The 19017-nt window shown below is 70.2% G+C and carries 20 protein-coding genes; 14 read left to right on the top strand and 6 right to left on the bottom strand.

Going from position 1 to position 19017, the window contains the following annotated elements:
- The first annotated feature begins 51 nt into the window (after window positions 1-51).
- Window positions 52-756: a GntR family transcriptional regulator gene (locus CCO04_RS06290; RefSeq protein WP_215813265.1), complete on the top strand. Its 705-nt coding sequence runs from the start codon at window positions 52-54 to the stop codon at window positions 754-756.
- Here the strand turns inward: CCO04_RS06290 and CCO04_RS06285 are convergent.
- Entirely contained in the window at window positions 753-1325 is a 573-nt protein-coding gene (locus CCO04_RS06285) for a TetR/AcrR family transcriptional regulator (RefSeq protein ID WP_215813264.1), read from the bottom strand. The genes CCO04_RS06290 and CCO04_RS06285 overlap by 4 nt on opposite strands.
- A gap of 77 nt (window positions 1326-1402) precedes the next feature.
- Between CCO04_RS06285 and CCO04_RS06280 the strand changes: the two genes are divergently transcribed.
- From CCO04_RS06280 to CCO04_RS06260, 5 genes are all read left to right on the top strand, one after another.
- On the top strand, window positions 1403-1996 hold the full coding sequence (locus tag CCO04_RS06280; RefSeq protein ID WP_215813263.1) for a dihydrofolate reductase family protein: 594 nt from the start codon (window positions 1403-1405) through the stop codon (window positions 1994-1996).
- Window positions 1986-2294, top strand: a complete 309-nt coding sequence (locus CCO04_RS06275; protein ID WP_215813262.1) for a pyrimidine/purine nucleoside phosphorylase — start codon at window positions 1986-1988, stop codon at window positions 2292-2294. The genes CCO04_RS06280 and CCO04_RS06275 overlap by 11 nt, the downstream gene beginning before the upstream one ends.
- Window positions 2295-2352: 58 nt before the next feature.
- Window positions 2353-2883, top strand: a complete 531-nt coding sequence (locus tag CCO04_RS06270; RefSeq protein ID WP_215813261.1) for a SigE family RNA polymerase sigma factor — start codon at window positions 2353-2355, stop codon at window positions 2881-2883.
- Entirely contained in the window at window positions 2880-3506 is a 627-nt protein-coding gene (locus tag CCO04_RS06265) for a hypothetical protein (protein ID WP_215813260.1), read from the top strand. The genes CCO04_RS06270 and CCO04_RS06265 overlap by 4 nt, the downstream gene beginning before the upstream one ends.
- A gap of 73 nt (window positions 3507-3579) precedes the next feature.
- Complete coding sequence (locus tag CCO04_RS06260) at window positions 3580-3849, top strand: helix-turn-helix domain-containing protein (protein ID WP_215813259.1); 270 nt, start codon at window positions 3580-3582, stop codon at window positions 3847-3849.
- Between the two features lie 54 nt (window positions 3850-3903).
- Here the strand turns inward: CCO04_RS06260 and CCO04_RS06255 are convergent, their stop codons facing one another.
- Window positions 3904-5385, bottom strand: coding sequence for an MFS transporter (locus CCO04_RS06255; RefSeq protein ID WP_215813258.1), 1482 nt, complete (start codon window positions 5383-5385; stop codon window positions 3904-3906).
- A gap of 87 nt (window positions 5386-5472) precedes the next feature.
- Here CCO04_RS06255 and CCO04_RS06250 point away from each other — a divergent pair, with 87 nt between their 5' ends.
- Window positions 5473-5853 (top strand): MarR family winged helix-turn-helix transcriptional regulator, encoded by a 381-nt coding sequence (locus CCO04_RS06250; RefSeq protein WP_215813257.1) that lies wholly within the window; start codon window positions 5473-5475, stop codon window positions 5851-5853.
- Window positions 5854-6196: 343 nt separating this feature from the next.
- Window positions 6197-9241, top strand: coding sequence for an NACHT domain-containing NTPase (locus CCO04_RS06245; RefSeq protein WP_215813256.1), 3045 nt, complete (start codon window positions 6197-6199; stop codon window positions 9239-9241).
- A gap of 49 nt (window positions 9242-9290) precedes the next feature.
- Here CCO04_RS06245 and CCO04_RS06240 read toward each other — a convergent pair whose 3' ends face one another.
- Together CCO04_RS06240 and CCO04_RS06235 are read right to left on the bottom strand one after the other, a co-directional pair.
- On the bottom strand, window positions 9291-9734 hold the full coding sequence (locus CCO04_RS06240; protein ID WP_215813255.1) for a (deoxy)nucleoside triphosphate pyrophosphohydrolase: 444 nt from the start codon (window positions 9732-9734) through the stop codon (window positions 9291-9293).
- A gap of 12 nt (window positions 9735-9746) precedes the next feature.
- Window positions 9747-10358, bottom strand: coding sequence for a hypothetical protein (locus CCO04_RS06235; RefSeq protein WP_215813254.1), 612 nt, complete (start codon window positions 10356-10358; stop codon window positions 9747-9749).
- Window positions 10359-10433: 75 nt separating this feature from the next.
- Here CCO04_RS06235 and CCO04_RS06230 point away from each other — a divergent pair, with 75 nt between their 5' ends.
- The 3 genes from CCO04_RS06230 to CCO04_RS06220 are packed head-to-tail and all read left to right on the top strand — an operon-like array spanning window position 10434 to window position 13572.
- Window positions 10434-12125: an FAD-dependent oxidoreductase gene (locus CCO04_RS06230; protein WP_215813253.1), complete on the top strand. Its 1692-nt coding sequence runs from the start codon at window positions 10434-10436 to the stop codon at window positions 12123-12125.
- Complete coding sequence (locus tag CCO04_RS06225; protein ID WP_215813252.1) at window positions 12122-12700, top strand: hemerythrin domain-containing protein; 579 nt, start codon at window positions 12122-12124, stop codon at window positions 12698-12700. The genes CCO04_RS06230 and CCO04_RS06225 overlap by 4 nt, the downstream gene beginning before the upstream one ends.
- The gene (locus CCO04_RS06220) at window positions 12697-13572 is read left to right on the top strand and encodes a hypothetical protein (RefSeq protein WP_215813251.1); all 876 of its coding nucleotides are present in this window, start codon (window positions 12697-12699) and stop codon (window positions 13570-13572) included. The genes CCO04_RS06225 and CCO04_RS06220 overlap by 4 nt, the downstream gene beginning before the upstream one ends.
- Here the strand turns inward: CCO04_RS06220 and CCO04_RS06215 are convergent.
- Window positions 13538-14575 (bottom strand): HAD family hydrolase, encoded by a 1038-nt coding sequence (locus CCO04_RS06215; protein ID WP_215813250.1) that lies wholly within the window; start codon window positions 14573-14575, stop codon window positions 13538-13540. The two genes, CCO04_RS06220 and CCO04_RS06215, sit on opposite strands and share 35 nt — an antisense overlap.
- A complete protein-coding gene (locus CCO04_RS06210) occupies window positions 14572-15807 on the bottom strand; it encodes a helix-turn-helix domain-containing protein (protein ID WP_215813249.1) in 1236 nt (411 codons plus the stop codon). The genes CCO04_RS06215 and CCO04_RS06210 overlap by 4 nt, the downstream gene beginning before the upstream one ends.
- Window positions 15808-16270: 463 nt before the next feature.
- Between CCO04_RS06210 and CCO04_RS06205 the strand changes: the two genes are divergently transcribed.
- The 3 genes from CCO04_RS06205 to CCO04_RS06195 all read left to right on the top strand — a co-directional run bounded on the left by CCO04_RS06205 (window position 16271) and on the right by CCO04_RS06195 (window position 19000).
- Complete coding sequence (locus tag CCO04_RS06205; RefSeq protein WP_215813248.1) at window positions 16271-17389, top strand: hypothetical protein; 1119 nt, start codon at window positions 16271-16273, stop codon at window positions 17387-17389.
- Window positions 17390-17501: 112 nt separating this feature from the next.
- Window positions 17502-18257: a hypothetical protein gene (locus CCO04_RS06200; protein WP_215813247.1), complete on the top strand. Its 756-nt coding sequence runs from the start codon at window positions 17502-17504 to the stop codon at window positions 18255-18257.
- A 71-nt stretch (window positions 18258-18328) separates the two neighbouring features.
- Complete coding sequence (locus CCO04_RS06195) at window positions 18329-19000, top strand: hypothetical protein (RefSeq protein ID WP_215813246.1); 672 nt, start codon at window positions 18329-18331, stop codon at window positions 18998-19000.
- The last annotated feature ends 17 nt before the right edge of the window (window positions 19001-19017 follow it).

Below are 19017 nucleotides of genomic sequence, written 5' to 3'. Positions count from 1 at the left end.
TACCTTTCGTCTCAGATCTGAGACTGTGGAGAAGCCTCGAAAGGAGTCGGCATGGCGGTCACGCCGGGTGAGGAGACGCTGGGCTCGCGGTACCGGTCGCTGCGCGACCTGGTCCTCGAGGAGCTGCGCGACCAGATCATCGAGCGCCGCCTGGCGCCGGGGGAGCGGCTGGTCGAGCGCGACCTCGCCGAGGTGCTCGACGTCTCCCGGATCGTCGTGCGCGAGGCGATCCAGCAGCTCGCCGCCGAGGGGATGGTCACCGTCCTCCCGCGCCGCGGCGCCCAGGTGGCCGCGCTCGACCCCGACTCGGCGCTGCACCTCTTCGAGGTGCGCATCGGCCTGGAGTCGATGGCGGCGACGGCGGCCGCCGAGCGGCGTACCGACGTCGACCTGGCGCGCCTCGACCGGCTCATCGTCGAGGCCCAGGAGGCGACCCGGGCCGGCGACCGCAAGCGGGCGACCCACCTCAACATGGAGTTCCACGAGGCGGTCGTCGACGCGGCCGGCAACCCGCTCCTCGGCTCGATCTTCCGCTCGCTCTCGGGCCGCGCTCTCCAGCTCTTCCGGATCGGCCAGGACGTCGACGCGCACGGGCTGCACCACGAGCACGTCGAGCTGGTCGCGGTGCTCCGCGCCGGGGACGCCGAGCGGGCCGGCGCGATGATGGCCGAGCACATCGCGGGCTCGCGCGAGGGCACGATCGAGCGGGTCCGCCAGCTCGTCGCCGAGGCCGAGGCCCGCGAGGCCCGGGGCTAGGAGTCCGCGGGCACGATCCGCTCGACCAGCCCGGTGACGAGCTCGGTGCTGTCCGGGTGCAGGCCCGGCAGGGTCAGGTGCTCGAAGAGGAAGCCGGTCATCGCCAGGTAGAGCGCCCGCGCCGCCTCGGGCCCGCCGGGGAAGCCGCCCTCGACGTGGTCGGCGGTGATCGCCTCCAGGTTGGCCCGGAAGCGCGCCGTGACCACCTCGCCCAGCGCGGGCTGGCGGGCCGCCTCCAGGCGCAGCTCGAAGAGCGCGAGGTGACCGGCCCTGTCGGCGTCCGCGCGCGCGACCAGGTCGTGCATGAGGGTCGTCTCGAGCGCGCGGGTCCGCGGGGCGGCGAGCCGCTCGGCGACGTACGCCGGGTCGGGCGCGAGCCGGGTGAAGACGTGGTCGCACAGCTGCTGGAGCAGGTCCTCGCGCGAGCGGAAGTAGTTCGACGTCGTCCCGGTCGGGGCGCCCGCCTGCTCGTCGACCCCCCGGAAGGTCAGCCCGCGCGCGCCGACCGCGGCGAGCAGGTCGGTGGCCGCGTCGAGCAGCTCGGTACGACGGGCGGGGTTGCGGGCCATGGCGGCATCCTGCCGGATCAGGGGCCATCTAACAAGGACGCTTGACGTACTTCAAACGTAGTGGTTGGCTCTCCGGCATGCCTGAGCTGACCTACTACATCGGCGTGACCCTCGACGGCTTCATCGCCGGCCCGCAGGACGAGGTCGACTTCCTCGGTCTCTCCGAGGAGTTCCTCGGCTTCCTCGCGAGCGAGTTCGCCGACACCCTGCCCACGCCCGCGCGTGCCGCGTTCGGCGTCGCCGACGCGCCGCTGACCCGCTTCGACACCGTCGTGATGGGGCGGCGCACCTACGACCCGGCGCTCGCCGAGGGCCTGCTCGACCCCTACGCGCACCTGCGCACCGTCGTGGTCAGCCGCTCGCTGCCCGCGGCCGGCGACCCGGTCGAGGTCACCGCGGAGGCGCCGCTCGACGTCGTGCGCCGGCTCAAGGCCGACCCGTCCTCGCGCGGCGTGCTGCTCGCCGGCGGCGGCCGGCTGGCCGGTCAGGTGAGCGCCGAGATCGACCGGCTGGTGGTCAAGAAGTACCCGGTCGTCGTCGGTGACGGGGTGCGGATGCTCGACCGGGCGTTCGCGCCCGAGGCGTTCACGCTGGAGCAGGTGCGCACGTTCGACAACGGGTGTGCGGTGCTGGAGTACGCCCGCACTACGCTCTCGCCCCGTGACCTTTGAGAACGTGACCCTCGACCCGCAGGCCAACATCTACTTCGACGGTGCCTGCGTCAGCCACACCTTCTTCCTCGCCGACGGCACCCGGAAGTCGGCCGGCGTGATCTTCCCGGCCTCGCTCACCTTCGGCACCGCGGCGCCCGAGGTCATGGAGCTCAACGCCGGTGCCTGCCGGATCCGCCTGGCCGGGTCCGAGGACTGGCAGGAGTACGCCGCGGGCCAGTCGTTCAGCGTGCCCGGCGACTCGTCGTTCGACATCGAGGTGACCGAGACGCTCGGCTACGTCTGCCACTACGGCTGAGCGAGGATCTCCTCGGGGGACGTGCAACCTCCGAGGAGGCGCCATCCGTGTAGGAAGCATGAGACCGAAGAACCGCGACGCGGAGTTCGAGGACTTCGTCCGGCGCCGGCGCAGTCACCTGCTCGGTACGGCGATGGTGCTCACCGCCGGCGACGTCCACCTCGCCGAGGACCTGGTCCAGGGCACCCTGGTCCGGCTCTACCTCGCGTGGGGGCGGGCCTCGCGGCGCGGTGCGGTCGACGCCTATGCGCGCCGGTCGCTCGTCAACGCCTTCATCGACCACCGCCGCCGTCCCGCCGTCGCGCGGGAGACGGTGACCGACGACCTGCCCGACCGGGCCGGCGCGGTCATGGCGGACCCGGTCGACGCCGAGCTGGTCGCGGCGCTCGCCGCGCTCCCGGACCGGATGCGCGCGGCCGTCGTCCTGCGTCATGTCGTCGACCTCAGCGTCGAGGACGCCGCGGACGCGCTCGGGTGCAGCGTCGGCACGGTGAAGAGCCAGACGGCCCGCGGTCTCGCCAAGCTGCGGGAGGTCCTCCCGCAGCCCGTCACCCTCTCGGGATCCCTGCACGAAGGAGATCAGCCATGACCGACCTCACCGACCGCCTCGCGCGGCTCGCCGCGCCCGGCGCGGAGCCCGCCGCCGAGACCGTACGACGCGACGTGGCCCGCGGTCGCGGGGCCGCCCGCCGCCGCGCGTTCCGGCGCGGCACGGCCGGGCTCAGCCTGGCCGCCGTGGCCGTCGTCGGCGGGACCATCGCGGTCAACGCCGACCGCACGCCGGCGCCCGCGCCGATCACCGCCGCGCCGAACGACGCGCCGCGGCTCGTCGCCTACACCGGGCAGCAGCAGCCGGGCTTCGTCGTGACCAAGGTGCCGGCGGGCTTCGTGCTCGAGGGGGCGACGGCGTACAACCTCAACGTGGCGCGGGCCGACGACCACAGCGGGCTCGACGTGTTCAGCGACAAGCTGGTCGTGATGCTGGAGTCGCAGTCGGTGACCACACCGCCCGAGGGGCGTCCGGTCCGGGTCGGCGACCACGACGGCCGGCTGCGCACGGCCGAGGACGGCGCCCAGGTGCTGACCTACGACGACGGCGAGCACCGTGTCGTCGTCCAGGCGTGGAAGTCGCTCGGGCTCTCCGACGAGCAGGTCGTCGAGTTCGCCGAGGGCGTCACCGTCACCGCGGAGGCTCAGGCCGGGGTCGGCTGAGCGGAGCTCTCGCGACAGCGATTCCCATTCCCGTGTGGTCGAAAGCAGGTGGTCACCTCCCGATGATGGGAGCGTGGCGAAACGGCGGATCACCTTCGAGCAGTACGCGCGCGAGCTCGGCGTCAACCTCCAGCGAGCGCGGGCCGCGCGGGGACTGAGCCAGGAGCGGGTCGCGCACCTGGCCGGGATCGCGGGCTACACGTACCAGAAGTTCGAGAAGGGCGAGTCCCGCCCCGGGCGGCCGATGAACCCGCAGCTCAGCACGCTGCTCGCGCTCAGCGAGGTGCTGGAGGTGCCGGTCGTCGACCTGCTGCCCGAGCGGACGCCCGACCTCGGTCTGTGACGAACCGGCCCCCGACGCGCTGCGTCGGGGGCCGGTTCTGCGAGGTGGCGTGGCTCAGGCCGCGTCGACCAGGGCCGGCTCGGTCGCGACGACCGGGGCCGGACCCTCCTGGCGCCGGGACCGCCGCTCCAGCGCGAGCCCGGCGATCGCCACGAGCGCGCCGACCGCGCTGACCGCCGCTGCGAATGCCAGCCCCGGTCGGTAGCCGTCGAGCAGGGCCGTGGGCGTGGCCGCCTCGCCCGCGCCGGACGCGATGATCGCGGTGGTGACGGCCAGGACGATCGCGGCGCCGACCTGCATCGAGGTCTGCAGCACGCCGGCGGCCAGACCCTGCTCGTCGTCGTCGATGCCGCTCGTCGCCTGGATGTTGATCGCCGGGAAGCCGACCCAGCCGATGCCGATGAGGAGCAGTGCGGGCAGCAGCATCCCGACGTACGACGGCGCGGTGTCGAGGCGCAGCACGAACAGCAGGTAGCCCACGGCCATGATCGACATCGTCACCGCGATGATCGGTCCGCTGCCGAAGCGGTCGACGAGCTTGTCGGAGAAGATCGCGGACGCGGTCACCATCAGGCCGATCGGCAGCAGGGCGAGGGCGAGCTCGAGCGGGCTCCAGCGCAGGCCGTCCTGGAGGAACAGGGTCACGATGAACTGCCAGCTGAAGTAGGACCCGCCGACCGCGACGATCGCGATGCTCGCCCGGACCAGGGTGGACTTGCGCAGGATGCCCAGCCGGATCAGCGGGTGCGCGATCCGGCGCTCGATCGTCACGAACGCCGCGAACAGGGCGGCGACGCCGACGAACGAGCCGATCGTGCGGGCCGAGGCCCAGCCGACCTCGGGCGCCGAGACGACGGTGTAGACGAGCAGCAGCATGCCGGCGCCCGAGGTGAGCGCGCCCAGCAGGTCGTGGCCGCCCTCCTCGGCCGCCTCGTCGCGCGGCACCAGGAAGTACGCCGCGACGAGCGCCAGCAGCGCGATCGGCACCGGCAGGAGGAAGGTCCAGCGCCAGCCGATGCCGGTCATCAGGCCGCCGAAGAGCAGGCCGGAGGAGTAGCCGCCCGCGCCGAAGACGGTGTAGATCGACAGCGCCTTGTTGCGGGCCGGGCCCTCGGCGAAGTTGGTCGTGATGATCGACAGGCCGGTCGGGGCGGTGAACGCCGCGGCCAGGCCCTTGATGAAGCGGGTCGCGATGAGCAGCGGGCCCGAGCTGACCAGGCCGCCGAGCAGCGAGGCGACGGCGAAGACGGCCAGCGCGATGAGGAAGACGCGCCGCCGGCCGAGGAGGTCGGCCGTGCGTCCGCCGACGAGGAGCAGGCCGCCGTACCCGAGGACGTAGCCGCTGATCAGCCACTGGAGCGAGGACGTCGACAGGTCGAGCTCGGCGCCGATCGAGGGCAGGGCGACGCCGACCATGGAGACGTCGAGCCCGTCGAGGAAGAGGACCACGCAGAGCGTGATCAGCAGACCCCAGGTGCGCCGGGACCAGCTGATCGCGCCGGCGGAGGCGGGGGGAGTGAGGGATGTCGAGGACATGGCACAGAAGGTTTCCATGCGCACGCATTCAATGCAAGCGCAAATAATGCGTTTGCATAAAATTCGCCTCCTGGCTAGGATGCGGGCATGCCGAAGGCAGCCGTCCCGAGCCCCCTGGTCGCCGAGTGGCGCCTGCTGCTCGACCGGCACGCCGCGGTCAGCTGTGCGCTCGAGAAGGCCCTCCAGGACCGGCACGGCATCGGGCTCAGCGAGTTCGAGACCCTCGACCGGGTGGTCGACGCCAACTGCGGCAAGTACCGCATGGCCGAGCTCGCCGGCGACATCCACCTCAGCCAGAGCGCGCTCTCGCGCGCCATCACCCGGCTCGAGAAGGACGGCCTGGTCTCGCGCTCGGCCTGCGAGAACGACCGGCGCAGCGTCTTCGTCTGCCTGACCGACAAGGGCCGCGCGGTCTATGACGCCGCGCTGCCCACGCACCGCGAGGTGCTCGAGAGCTCCTGGGCCTAGGGCCTGCTCGCGCTGCTCGTCCTGAAACTGTGCCTGCGCGGGCTTGCACTCGGCGTGCACGCGGTTCGAGCCCGTTCGGGGCACTGGTGCCGACCGGCGTCCCGCTCGCCCTGGCCAGATCTGTCGCCCGGGCTCTGGGGTCTAAGGGAATGGGCCCTGGCGGCTTGGGTCGCGCTGTGGTTGATGAAGCATAAGACGGTCGTGCAGTTTGACCGGCTCGAAGTTGACCCCGGCCGCCAGGGAAGACGGAACGGCCGAGCGAGCAGATGGACGAAACGGCCCCCTAGTAGTCCGAAGTGGGCCTAGGGTCGGGGCGAGCGCGATCGAATTCAGGAGAACCCCCATGCCCTTCCTTGAGACCCTGACGCTCACCGTCGGTGCATCTGTGTCAAATACAGTCCTAAAGATCTGGTTGCGCGATAGTCCACTGGCATTGGATCTGGGGCAGGAGGCAACGGGTCTTCTCCGATCCGCAATCTCCGATTTTAGTGAGCATAGACGGGCGAAGCGTCAGTTTGATGCGATCGCCGATCAGGTTGCTTCGAAGCTTGAGCCTATGTTCACTCATGAATTCAGAAGCGTTCCTGAGTACGAGGTAAACGCCGCCGTCACTGCAGTCGGGGAAGTGATGACAGCGGCAGTTGTTGGACTTCCGCTGCTGATCATGCATGACCTTGAGCCTGCCTCCTTGGAGGGGCACATTCGAAGCTCCCAGCGTGACCGAATCGAGCGCGAGAGGCTTTCCGAGGCAGGATCGGAGATTTTCCGGAGAGTGCTAACCGAGGCATGCAATTATGTGGTAGAAATATCGACCACGCTACCAGAGTTCGGCACGGCTGCTGCTGTCGAGTCTCTACGTCGAGAATCACAGATCATTGATCTCGTTCGGACCGTGCTTGACCGGCTTCCGGATCTTCAGGCGTCTGTGGTCGGTTCACAGTTTCAAGGATTCGAACGTCAGTACGTTAGGGACGTGGCCAGGAAGCTGGACCAGTTGGAGCTCTTTGGGGTCGATGCGAGCCCCCTGAGTAGGCGCTACGCATTGACGGTCGCCTATATCACCCTTTCCTCAAACTATGCGGCGAATGAGGCCACGAGAGATTCGACGAAGGATGATTCTGGTGACACTGAGTACGTGCGGGTGCACGATGCGCTCTCGTCTGCTCAGAGAATGTTTGTCAGGGGACAGGCGGGATCGGGAAAAACGACCCTTCTGAGATGGCTTGCAGTTAGAGCTGCGCGGCAGGACTTTCCTGAGGCACTGGCTAGTTGGAACGGAAGAGTCCCGTTCTTTTTGGAATTGCGAAGGTATGTTGACCGCGACCTTCCGGCGCCGGGGGAGTTTGTTGCCGCGGTCGCAAAGAATCTCGCCGAGGAAATGCCTGCCCAGTGGGTTCATTCGGTGCTGCGGGAAGGGCGGGCCTTGGTACTTGTCGATGGCGTCGATGAGATCCCGGCTGCTGATCGAGACCAGGCCCGGGAGTGGATTGCGGACTTGGCCGCAACCTTTCCGGACTCGAAATATGTCGTGACTTCTCGGCCGGCGGCTGCCGAGCAGGACTGGTTGGAGAATGTCGAATTTGAGCATTGCGACCTCGAACCGATGACCCCTGATGACATATTTCAACTGATCGACCGCTGGCACGATGCGGTCGCATCTGCCACGAATGACGACGAGCGCGGGCATGAACTGGCTCGAGCTGCTACTGCCCTCAAGGCACGTATTCGAGATACGGCCAGCCTGCGCTCGTTGGCAACCTCGCCCCTCTTGTGTGCGATGTTGTGTGCTTTGAATAGAGACAGAAATGAGCAGCTCCCGAAAGATCGGATGGAGTTGTACAGAATTGCGTTGGAAATGCTCCTTGAGCGCAGGGATTCTGAACGAAAGATCCCATCTGCCGTTGTGGCTCAGCAAGCGCTTCCCGATCGCGAGAAGCGGCTCTTGCTCCAAGCTTTCGCGTACTGGTTGATCCTCAACGGGTACTCGGACTGTTCGAAACTAGAGGCAGAAGGTTCATTCGCTAGACGACTGCGGACTATGCAGCGCGTATCCGTTGATGGACGTACCGCGCTCCGATACTTTCTCGAACGCAGCGGGCTGCTGCGGGAGGCGGTTGTGGGACGCGTTGATTTCGTCCACCGGACTTTCCAGGAGTACCTAGCGGCCAAGGAGGCAATCGATGGACAGAACGTCGGATTGCTGGTTCAGAATGCCCACCTCGGTGAGTGGCGAGAGGTTGTGGTTTTGGCGGCGGGCCACGCGACGGAATCAGTGGCAAGTGATTTGATTGGTCAGCTTCTCGACCGCGGAGATAGGGAGCTTGATGAGAGGCATCGGCTTCACCTGCTAGCGGTCGCATGCATGGGTACGGCGGTAGAACTCTCTGAAGAAGTTCGCGTTCGTCTTGGCGGCGCGCTTGAGAAGCTCATTCCACCGGCCAATATGACAGACGCGCAATCCGTCGCATCTGCGGGAGAGATTGCGGTGCCTCTTTTGAAGCAGTTTGCAGGGCGCGAAACGCTTGCGACGACGTCCGCCGCCTGTGTCCGATCGTTGACGCTAGTCGGGGGCGAATCAGCGCTGGACGCATTGGTCAGTTTTGGACCGGATGACCGCGTTACGGTTGCTCGGGAACTCCTTAGGAGTTGGAGTTATTTTGATCCGGATAAATATGCCGAAAAAGTCCTCAGGGACTCGCGGCTCGACTATGGCAGAGTTTACAATGTCTCGAGTCGAGAACTCCCTTCACTTCACCTTCTGCGCCGGCTCCAGGCGTTTATCTTCTCCGACCGCGGTCCGTTCAATTCAGCGGCCTTCTCGCTGGTGGCCGAGAAGGCGTTGGCCGTTTTCCTCGGTGCAAGTGACGTTGAGGCCATCGACTTTTCCAAAGCTGCCATGCTTACCCACCTGCGGCTGAGTTACTGTGCGGGATTTTCCGATCTTTCGTCGATCTACGGTCTAGAAAACCTGAAGTCAGTGGGCCTCCGAGGTCTCGGGATCAGTGACCTCGCGCCCCTTGCGGGCTTGCCCGCGCTCAAGGAGCTCGAGGTTGTAGAGTGCGACCGGGTGCAGTCTGCAGACGCAATTGCCTCGATCTCGGGCGTCGATGTGATTCTGGATGTCTCGCTCCGCGACTCAATTGTCGATCTGGAAGATTTCGTAGCGCGAAACGCTGTTCGTTGGCGGATCAGCGAAAGTGAGCCAAACTTGGCGGCCCTCCCTGAAGGGGTCCGGGCTTCACTGGAGCTTGAGTGGATCCCCTCGCTGTCGACGCACGATTCCGCACAGGCGACCATTGAAATCGGATCTCAGGTCTACCATCGCCATTTCTATGGCTTGGTCTCGGAGGACGTCTACCGGCGATTGCTAAAGTTGCCCAACGGCTAGTAGTCGCCAGAGGATGGGCCAGAAATCGTGCCGTCGTGCGTCTCCCGGGCTACGCGAACCCGCGCTCGCGTTCGAGCAGCGCCCGGAGCCGGGGGAGCGCCCGCAGGTCCGCGGGCAGCCAGTCGACCGTGTCGAGCGTGGCGCCGGTCAGCCAGCGCAGCTCGTCGTGGTCGCTCCCCGCGACGGCGGTCTCGCCCGGAGCCAGCGCCGCGAGCAGCAGCGCCAGCTCGTAGCGCTCGTCGATCGGCCAGCGTCCGCCCGCCGCGTCGAGCAGCTCGGCGCCGACCTCGATCGCGACCGACAGCTCCTCGGCGATCTCGCGGACCAGGGCCGCGGCCGGCGTCTCGCCCGGCTCGACCTTGCCGCCGGGGAACTCCCACTGCCCGGCGATCGCCTCCGGCCTGGTACGCCGGCACGCGAGCACCCGGGTCGGCGCGGCCAGGTCGTCGACGATGATCGCGCCGACGACGAGGCGTCGCTGCCGGTCAGCCACGAGCGTGCGGGCTCAGCCGCAGTTGTCGCAGATGCCGGTCGCGGGCAGTGCCATGAAGCAGCTCGGGCAGATCGCGATGACCGGCTCGGGCTTCTCGGGCTTGGCCGGCGCCTTGGGGGCGGCCACCCGCTTGGGCTTCGCAGGCGCGGCCGGGACCAGGCTCTCCTGGACCACGGGCGCCTCGACCACCGGCGGGACCCAGCCCGGCGGGGGCGGGTCGGTGATGCCGAAGTGGTCGAGCACCTCGCGGGCGGCGTCCGTGGGCTGGTGCTTGGGCCGGGTCACGATGTCGAAGGGCGAGGAGGCGCCCTCGAGGAAGGTCTGCGCGTCGGGGCGCAGCGTCGCCGGCAGCCGGCGGTGCCGCCAGCGCTGCGGGGTGGCGCCCTTCTGGGTGATCGCGACCAGGTCGGGACGGGTCCACACGACCAGGGCCCAGTCGTCGTGGTGGCTGGTCGCCCAGACGGCGACCGGTCGGTGCGCGTCGGCCGCGGCGCGCAGCGCGATCCGCTCCGGGTTGGAGAAGCGCCCCTGGACGTGGATCACGCCGGGCAGGGGCTCCGTCACGGCGTACTCCTCGCCCTGGAGCTGGTCGATCAGGGCGGCGAGTTCGGGCGTGTTCTCCATCGCCCCCGAGCCTACTCGACGGACCCCGCGCCCGGAGCGCTGGTCGGGCGTGGCCGCGCCCGCCACACTGGGCAGGTGAACGATCCCGTCATCCTGCTCGTCTCGGGCGAGCACCTCGACGTCCTCACCGACCAGTTCCGCCGCTACGCCCACGAGTACGACGTCCGCCCCGCCGCGACCGCCGCCGAGGCGACCGCCGAGCTGGTCGCCGCGGTCGAGCGCGGCCAGCCCGTCGCGCTGGTCGTCACCGAGTCCCAGGTGCCCGGCGGCAACGTCCTCGTCGCGATGCACGACTGGCGCTCGCTCGTGCCGACCGCGCGGCGCGTGGTGGCGATCCCGATCGCCCGGTTCGCCGAGGAGAGCGTGGCGCTGCGCCCCTACCTGCAGAAGGGCAAGTTCGACACCTACCTCGTGCTGCCCCAGGGGCGTCGCGACGAGGAGTTCCACTACGCGATCACCGAGCTGCTCAGCGACTGGGGCGCCACGGTCGCCACCTCCGAGATCGACTCGGTGCGGATCATCGCGCCCGAGCCGGGACCGCTCGCGCTGGCGATCCGCGACTTCCTCGACCGGCAGGGGATGCCGCACCGCACCTACCCGCCCGACAGCCCCCAGGGGCAGGAGGCGCTCGCGCTGCTGACCGGGGCGCCGTCGTACCCGTTGGTGCACCTGGCGTCGCGGCCCTTCGCCGACCGCCCGGTGCTCCAGCCGACCTCGACCCGTGAGCTGGCCGCGATGATCTACGGCCGTCCCTCCGACATCGAGGTCGACACGGTCGTCGACCTGGCCGTCGTCGGCGCCGGGCCGGCCGGTCTCGCCGCCGCGGTCTACGGCGCCTCCGAGGGGCTGTCGACCGTCGTGATCGAGTCCGAGGTGATCGGCGGCCAGGCCGGGACCAGCTCGATGATCCGCAACTACCTGGGCTTCCCGCGCGGGATCTCCGGGATGCGGCTGGGCCAGCGGGCCCGGGTCCAGGCGATCCGGTTCGGGGCGCGCTTCTTCACCGGCTGGCCGGTCGACCAGCTCGTGCCCGGCACCGACGGCGCGCCGCACACGCTCGTCACCAGCGGGGGCGCGGTCCACGCCCGTGCCGTCCTGGTCGCCTCGGGCGTGGCCTACCGCCGGCTCGGGGTGCCCGCCCTGGAGGACCTCGTCGGGGCCGGCGTCAACTACGGCGCCGCGATGGCCGCCGCGCGCGAGATGGAGGACCGCGACGTCTACGTCGTCGGCGGCGGCAACTCCGCCGGACAGGCCGCCATCCACCTGGCCCGGTTCGCGCGCTCGGTGACGATCCTGATCCGGCGCGAGGACCTCGCGGCGACCATGTCGCGCTACCTGATCGACGAGATCGAGTGGAACCCGCGGGTCGCCGTACGGCCGTGCACCGAGATCGTCGACGGCGGCGCCACCGACGGCCAGCTCGGCTGGCTGCTGCTGCGCGACGTCCGTACCGGAGCCGAGGACAAGGTCGAGGCGGGCGGGCTGTTCCTGCTCATCGGCGCCGCCCCGCACTGCGACTGGCTCGGCGACGCGGTGCTGCGCGACGAGCACGGCTTCGTGCTCACCGGCCGCGAGGTGCCCACGGAGTGCTGGACCGACGGACTGCCGCCCGCCGACCTGGCCACCTGCGTCCCGGGCGTCTTCGCGGCCGGAGACATCCGCTCGGGCTCGATGAAGCGGGTCGCCGCGGCCAGCGGCGAGGGCGCCTCGGCGGTCTCCCTGGTGCACGGGTACCTGGAGGGTTTGCGGGTACTGCCCGCGCCATGACGACCACTGCGATCGATCTCGGCCGGCCCGAGTACGGCGACGTGCTCGACCTGATCGCCGAGGACCACCGCCGCTTCGAGCACCTGCTGTCCCAGCTCCGGTTGGGGACCTCCGACCGCAACGCCGTGCGCTGGGCGTTCGCGGACGTCCTCATCGCCCATGGCGAGGCCGAGGAGGAGGTCGTCTACCCGGTGCTGCGCGCCCAGGCCGGCGACGTGGGCCAGGAGGAGGTCGAGCACGGCACCGAGGAGCACGCCGAGGGCAACGAGGCGCTGCTCGCCGTCCTCGAGCTCAAGGGCACCGAGACCCAGGCCTTCCAGGACGCCGTCGAGGAGCTCAGCAACCTCATCGCGCACCACATCGCCGAGGAGGAGCTGAGCATCCTCGAACCGGCGCGCACCGAGGTCTCCGAGCGCATCCGCTACGGCCTGGGGGAGAAGTGGGCGGCGCGGCGCAACGCCCTCATCGACGAGGGCTGCGGCACCGTCGAGAACGTACGCAGGCTCGTCGGCGCCGCCCGCAAGGAGGGCCTGCTCGACGACGAGGACGGCGACCAGGAGGACACTGAGGGGTGACCTCCTCCCCGGCCTCCCCGGCGCGGCCCACGGCCCGCGACCTCTGGCGCCTGCTCGAGCCGATCCACGCCGTCACCTACTTCTCGCCCGAGCCGCTGGGCGCGCTCAAGGACGCCGGCTACCGCGGCTTCTGGATGGGCTACTTCGCCGGCCGCGCGGCGCCCCTCGGCCCGGCCTCGGCCGAGCTCGTGCAGGCGCTGTTCTACAACTTCGACGCCGACCACGTCCGCCGGGCGCTGCCCGACGCGTGGACGTTCGCGCCGCCGCAGGCCGCGCTCGACGCCCGGCTGCGGGGCTCCGTGGCGACCCTGCACCGGGTCACCGGGGGCGCCGACGCCACCGTCGCGGCGGGCCTCGCGGCCCGTGCGGCCCTCGCCGCGCCGCTGCCCGGACGCCCGCTGTACGCCGCCAACCGGGCCCTTCCGGTGCCTGCTGCCGACGAGCCCCTGGCCCTGCTGTGGCACGCCGCCACCCTGCTGCGCGAGCACCGCGGCGACGGGCACGTCGCGACCCTGCTCGCGCGCGGCATCGGCGGTCGCACCGCCCACGTGTTCCGGTCGCTGGCGAGCGACACCCCGCACGAGGTCTACCGCGCGGCACGCCACCTCGGCGACGAGGAGTGGGCCGCCGAGCTCGCCCGTCTGGCCGGGCGCGGCCTGGCGACCGCGGACGGCCGGCTCACCGACGCCGGCCGCGCGCTCGACCGCGCCGTCGAGGCGACCACCGACGAGCTCGCCGCGAGCGCCTACGAGGTGCTCGACGACGCCGAGCTCACCGCGCTCGCCGGCGCGCTGCGGCCGATCAGCGCCGCGGTCGTCGCGGCGGGGGAGATCCCGGTCAAGTCGCCGATGGGGCTGGATCTGGGCTCGTGACGCTCGTCGTGGGGGCGGCCGGTGCGGCCGTCGCCACGACCACCGCGCACGCGAGCACGGCGTAGCCGATCGCGAGGGGGAGCGAGAGCACGCTCGCCACGGCGAGGCCGATCCCGACCAGGCCGAGCAGGATGCCGGTCCGGCGCGAGCGGACCGTCGCGCGCGCCGCGCTGCGGGTGAGGGCGAGCGCGGTCGCGACCCGGCCCACGTCGAGGTCGAGCAGCCGGATGCCGTCGGTGGACTCGGCGTCGCTGAGGATCAGGTCGGCCGAGGGGACCGGCGTCGGGCTCGCCACCGCGACCACGCGGCCGCGCCGGCGGTGCTCGTCGACGAGCTGCTCGCGCTGGTCGGCCGGCGTGGCGGCGTACCACTGGGTGATGCCGCAGGCGTCGGCGAGCTGGCGGGTGTTGCCCTCGGTGTCCTCGGAGACCAGGATCGGCTCGACCTGGGCGGCGCGCAGCCGCGTGACGTCCTCGGCGGCGTGCGGGCGGACCTCGTCGGCGACCGTGATGTAGCCGATCGGGCGGGCGTCGACCTGGACGCCGACGGTCACGCCGATGCCGTTGCGGGCCTCCATGCCGAGCCACTCGGGACTGCCCAGCCGGACCGGGTGCCGGTCCACGGAACCGCTGAGCCCGCCGCCGTGGTGCTGCTGGACCTGGCTGAGCTTGCCGCGGCTCGACAGTCGCGCGATCGCCCGGCCGACCGGGTCGTCGGCGGCGTGGCCGAGCGCACCGGCGAACCAGCGCAGGTTGCGCTCGTGGTCGGGCTCGACCGGGTCGATCGCCACCACGCGCAGCTGCCCGGTGGTCACCGTCCCCCAGCGGTCGAGGAGCACGGTGTCGATCCGCGGACCGATGGTGAGCGCGCGCCGGTCGTCGAGGAAGACACCGGCGCCGCGCGCGCGGGCACGGACGATCCACAGCGTCACCGGTGCGGCGTACGCGAAGACCCCTGGCAGTGCGGCCACGAGAACACAGGCGACCAGGAGGGCAGCGTTCATCCGGCCTCCTCCTGCTCGCGGAAGCGCTCGAAGTCGCTCTGGTCGCCCGCGATCCACAGGGGCACGCTGGCCTTGAGCAGCAAGGTCAGCTGGATGACGAAGTCCGGGTCGTGCAGGGAGTCACCGAAGAGCTCGTTGATCCGCTTCCAGCGGTAGCGCACCGTCTGCGGGTGCACCCCCAGCTTGGCGGCGATCGCCGGCGCGCTGTCGCGGGTCTCGAGCCACACGAGCAGCGTCTCGGAGAGGATCTCGCGGGAGTTCTCGGTCTCGTTGAACAGCGGCTGGAGCAGCTCCTGGGCGAGCTGGCGGCGCAGCACCGGCTCGGCGTGGAGCCAGATCTCGGTCCGGAACCGGACGCAGTCGATCACCGGCCGGGTCGGGATCACCTTGGCCCGGACCAGCTCCTGGGCCCGGTTGGCCCACGTCCACGCCGCCGGTACGTCGGAGCGCGGCACCGGCCAGCACACGGCGGCCCGGGCCTGCGGGAACGTCGCGCGGATCCGGGCGACCACCTCGTCGGCGTCGTCGACGCCGCACACGACCGGCTGCGGCGTACGGCTGGGGCGGGTCAGCGCCTCGTGGCCGAGCGCGTCGCCGGGCATCGTGCGGCCCTCGGGCAGCTCGACCGCGATCACGGTCAGCCGGTCGGGCACCTCCCAGCCGGCGATCGCCGCCTGGGTCTCGACCTCGTCGTCGTCGGCCCCCGACAGCAGCGCCGCCAGGAGCCGGGCCCGGGCCAGGCCCGAGTCGGTGTTGCGCGCCTCGGCGCCGGCCCGCCAGCCGATCGTGATCTGCTCGGTCAGGTGGGCGACGAAGATCGTCACCGCCTCGTTGATCGCGTTGAGCGCGCCCGCCGACAGCTCGTTCTCGGCCGCGCGCACCCGCAGCTCGGTCGAGAGCTCGCGCACGGCGACGTTCATGCCCTGGTCGATCACGTCCTGGTCGCGGCCGCGGATCGCGACCCGGTAGCCGACCTTGCGGAACATGTCCTCGACCGCGACGTAGGACACCTCCCGGCCCAGCGCCTCGTCCACGAACAGCCGCATGGCGTTGTGGATGGCGGTGAAGACGAGCTGGCGCAGCCGGCTGTCACCGCCGCCGTCGATGTCGGGGACCGTCGTGCGCACCTGCAGGGTGACGCGCTCGGCCACCTCGCGGACCTGGCCCTCGAGGCTGCTGATCATCCACTGGGCCGAACCGGGGAGCGAGACCCGGGCGGGGGCCTCTGTCATCTCGTTCTGACCTGTTCCGTCGTCGTTGCCGCGCGAGGCCCGCCTCACCGGGCCGCGGCAGCCGGCCGCATGTGTCTGGGGTCCTGCATGTGGTGCACCTGCATCTCGTTGTCCCTGCCCTCCCCACCGGCGTGCCGGTGTGCTCTGGAACATACCTCTGCCGGTCGGACGAGGGAAGAATTTGTCATCCGCATGACAAGTATTGGACCTCCTGGCCCACCACTGCCCCCCTGCCCGGGGTCACCCCGAGGCCGCGTCATGGCGGCCGGACGCCCGTTGTCATCCATCTGACAAGGCAGCACCGGATTCGGTCCTTCGGGTCTCCCGACACTTGCGACGGGGTGTCGCGCTGTGGCTGATTGCGTGTGGCGCTCGTCACTCAACGAGCGTGGGACAGCCGGATCTTCCTGCAGTGGGGGCAGCGGAACCCGGCGCACAGGAGGGAGCGGCGGTGATCGGGAGCATGATCCAAGGCCGGGAGGACATCACCTCGGGCGAGGCTCTGGTCGACGAGCTGTGCCGCGACCTCGACCTCGCCGAGCGCAGCCTGCCACCCGCTGTCCTCGACTCCGTCGTCGCCGCGACCCGCGCCTTCGTCGCCACCGACGGCCACTCCGACGACGCGGTCCGCCTGGTCCGCCCGACCCTGATGCGCCTGGGCCGCCGGGCCGCCGTCCGGGGGCACACCGCGGCACGCCTGAGCACCGACCTCCAGCGCGTCGTCGACGACCGCGCCCGCCAGGCCGAGCACATGATCTCGCGCCTCATCCCGGACGACGAGGTCGACGGCCTGCGCTGTCGGCTCACCGTCTTCCTGCGCCACGTCCAGCACGCCGCGCTCGCCGGGCACCGCCAGGCGCACACGATGATGGCCCTCGGGCCGGCCGCCCGCCGGCACATGATGGCCCGGGCCCTCTTCGCCTCCGAGGCGGTGCCCGACGACCTCCTCGCGATCGCCGGCATCCCGGGGGACACGGCGTACGTGCCGCTGGTGTGGGTGTGCGGGAGCCGCGGCGCGATCCGGGCGACCGCCGAGATCCCCGACGCCCTCGTCGACAGCACCGGGCGCGCGGCCCTGGTCCCGCTCGCGCAGCGCGCGGACGTCGTACTGGAGGCGGGGGACCGGGTCGTCGAAGGCCCGCCCCGCCCCGCCCGCGAGCTCGGCGACGCCCTCCGCCTCGCCCACCAGGCCGCCGACGCCATGCGCGCCGGCGTCATCCCCTCCGACCGCCAGGTCACCCCCTGCGCCGACGTCGCCGCCGACCTCCTGCTCGCCGGCCGCCCCGCCCTCACCGAGCTCCTGGTCGCCAAGTACCTCTCCGGCCTCCAGGACCTCAAGCCCGCGCGCCGCGTCGAGATCGCCGAGGTCCTCCTCACCTGGCTCGAGTCCCGCGCCTCCCTCGCCGTCATCGCCGCGACCCACCACATCGCCAAGCAGACCGCCCACGACCGCCTCCGCCTCGGCAAGCAGGCCGTCCCCGCCGTCGACGCCGAACCCTCCGCCCACGCCGCCATCGTCGTCTCGCTCCACGCGAGCCTGCCCGGCTGGCGCGAGGAGGTGTCCCGGCGTGGTCGCCCGTGACACCGCGAACCGGACGCACGTCCGGAATTCCAGCCCCTGCGGGCCTTCTCCGTTGACCGGCTCGCATCTCGGAACCAAAGGTTGCACCAACCGAATCCCCCAGGAGGATCCAGTGAAGATCAGGTCCACCAAGCGCAAGCGGACGTCGCTTGCCGTCGGCGCTCTCGCCGCCCTCGCGGCTGTCGCCGGCACCTTCGCGGCGCCGTCCGTGGCGCACGCCGACGAGACCAACCCGAACCACCTCAGCGTCATCTACGACGCTGTCGGGTCCACCCACGTCGGTGGTCAGGTCAACGCGGACATGCCGATCGGTCCCACCACCATCCGGGTCACGATCGACACCTCGGCGCCGGCTCCGACGCCGATCGTCGCCGGCACGATGAATGTCCCCAGCAAGGTCATGAACTTCGAGATCCTCGGGCTTCCGGCGCGGGCCCGGGTCACGATGACCCAGGTCGGCCAGATCACCGGCACGCTCACGAAGCTCCCGTCGCCCCGCCAGGCGCTCGACCTCAAGACGCAGGTGAAGTACGACATCAAGCTGAGCGACGTCGAGACCAAGGTCTTCGGCATCTGGTGGCCGCTGGCCGTTGGCAACAACTGCCACACGATCGACCCCGTCACCATCAACGTCGGCAGCCCGATCGACAACAGCACCACCCCGCCCACCGGATTCTTCACCATCAACGGCGGAGGCCCGGTGACGGCGAAGTACACGATCGGCAACTTCACTGGCTGCGCGCCGCTGAACTTCTTCAGCATCCCGGGCTTCTTCCCGACCATCGGCTCGCTGCCGATCAACCTGATCGTGCCGAACAGCGACAACACCCTGCAGCTCAAGCTCGACAACCCCCGCAACGGCGACTGACCGTCTCGACGATCACCGCTCTTCAAGAACGATCCATCCACCTCATCACCACCCCCATTAGGAGAAACGCAATGAGCAAGCGCATCAAGCACGTCGCTGCTGGTCTCGTGGCCACCGCCGCCGCCGGGACTGCCATCCTCGCGACGACCGTCCCCGCCCACGCCCTGTCGAACTACACGCCGACTGCGTCTGGCGGCGCGGTGACCTTCACCGGCTCCAGCGTCAGCTTCACCGACATCGAGGCCGGTCAGACGCTGACCTGCAGCACGTTCAACCTCAGCGGCACGGTGACGAACAACGGCGTCGCACGCACCTTCGGCTCTGAGGGTGGTCAGCTCGGTTCGCTGACCTCGAGCGGCTGCACCAACCCGATCGCGGGCGCGACCACGGTCACCCCGTCCGGTACCTGGAAGGTCAAGGTCACCGGTCCCGAGGTCGTCGTGTCCTCGCCGGCGAGTCAGAAGTCGCCCGCGACGCTGTACGACATCAACGCCGACATCACCGCGGCCGGATGCACCTTCGACGTCGGTGGCTCGGTGGCCGGCTCGTTCAACGAGACCGACCAGAAGTTCACGCCCAACTCGGGTGCGAGCGGTCTCACCATCACGACCACGCCGATGGGTGGCCCCGGCTACACCATCCCGAACGGTGGCACCTGCGCGACTCTCGACGTGCAGCTCGGCGACACCATCTCGGTCGGTGGCTACTGGACCGCTTCGGGTCTGACGATCACCAACTCGTGATGCCGTGACCTGGCGCC

The organism is Pimelobacter sp. 30-1, from assembly GCF_018831735.1.
Taxonomy (GTDB): Bacteria; Actinomycetota; Actinomycetes; order Propionibacteriales; family Nocardioidaceae; genus Nocardioides.
The sequence above is the reverse complement of the archived record's forward strand: the minus strand, read 5'-3'. Positions and strand labels throughout refer to the sequence as shown.

What these genes read in the sequence shown, in the direction of transcription:
- CCO04_RS06195 (WP_215813246.1), top strand. Translation starts at nt 18,329, where the DNA reads ATGAGCAAGCGCATCAAGCACGTCGCTGCTGGTCTCGTGGCCACCGCC.
- CCO04_RS06280 (WP_215813263.1), top strand. Translation starts at nt 1,403, where the DNA reads ATGCCTGAGCTGACCTACTACATCGGCGTGACCCTCGACGGCTTCATC.
- CCO04_RS06270 (WP_215813261.1), top strand. Translation starts at nt 2,353, where the DNA reads ATGAGACCGAAGAACCGCGACGCGGAGTTCGAGGACTTCGTCCGGCGC.
- CCO04_RS06210 (WP_215813249.1), bottom strand. Translation starts at nt 15,807, where the DNA reads ATGACAGAGGCCCCCGCCCGGGTCTCGCTCCCCGGTTCGGCCCAGTGG.
- CCO04_RS06285 (WP_215813264.1), bottom strand. Translation starts at nt 1,325, where the DNA reads ATGGCCCGCAACCCCGCCCGTCGTACCGAGCTGCTCGACGCGGCCACC.
- CCO04_RS06255 (WP_215813258.1), bottom strand. Translation starts at nt 5,385, where the DNA reads ATGTCCTCGACATCCCTCACTCCCCCCGCCTCCGCCGGCGCGATCAGC.
- CCO04_RS06245 (WP_215813256.1), top strand. Translation starts at nt 6,197, where the DNA reads ATGCCCTTCCTTGAGACCCTGACGCTCACCGTCGGTGCATCTGTGTCA.
- CCO04_RS06235 (WP_215813254.1), bottom strand. Translation starts at nt 10,358, where the DNA reads ATGGAGAACACGCCCGAACTCGCCGCCCTGATCGACCAGCTCCAGGGC.
- CCO04_RS06215 (WP_215813250.1), bottom strand. Translation starts at nt 14,575, where the DNA reads ATGAACGCTGCCCTCCTGGTCGCCTGTGTTCTCGTGGCCGCACTGCCA.
- CCO04_RS06225 (WP_215813252.1), top strand. Translation starts at nt 12,122, where the DNA reads ATGACGACCACTGCGATCGATCTCGGCCGGCCCGAGTACGGCGACGTG.
- CCO04_RS06290 (WP_215813265.1), top strand. Translation starts at nt 52, where the DNA reads ATGGCGGTCACGCCGGGTGAGGAGACGCTGGGCTCGCGGTACCGGTCG.
- CCO04_RS06205 (WP_215813248.1), top strand. Translation starts at nt 16,271, where the DNA reads ATGATCCAAGGCCGGGAGGACATCACCTCGGGCGAGGCTCTGGTCGAC.
- CCO04_RS06265 (WP_215813260.1), top strand. Translation starts at nt 2,880, where the DNA reads ATGACCGACCTCACCGACCGCCTCGCGCGGCTCGCCGCGCCCGGCGCG.
- CCO04_RS06250 (WP_215813257.1), top strand. Translation starts at nt 5,473, where the DNA reads ATGCCGAAGGCAGCCGTCCCGAGCCCCCTGGTCGCCGAGTGGCGCCTG.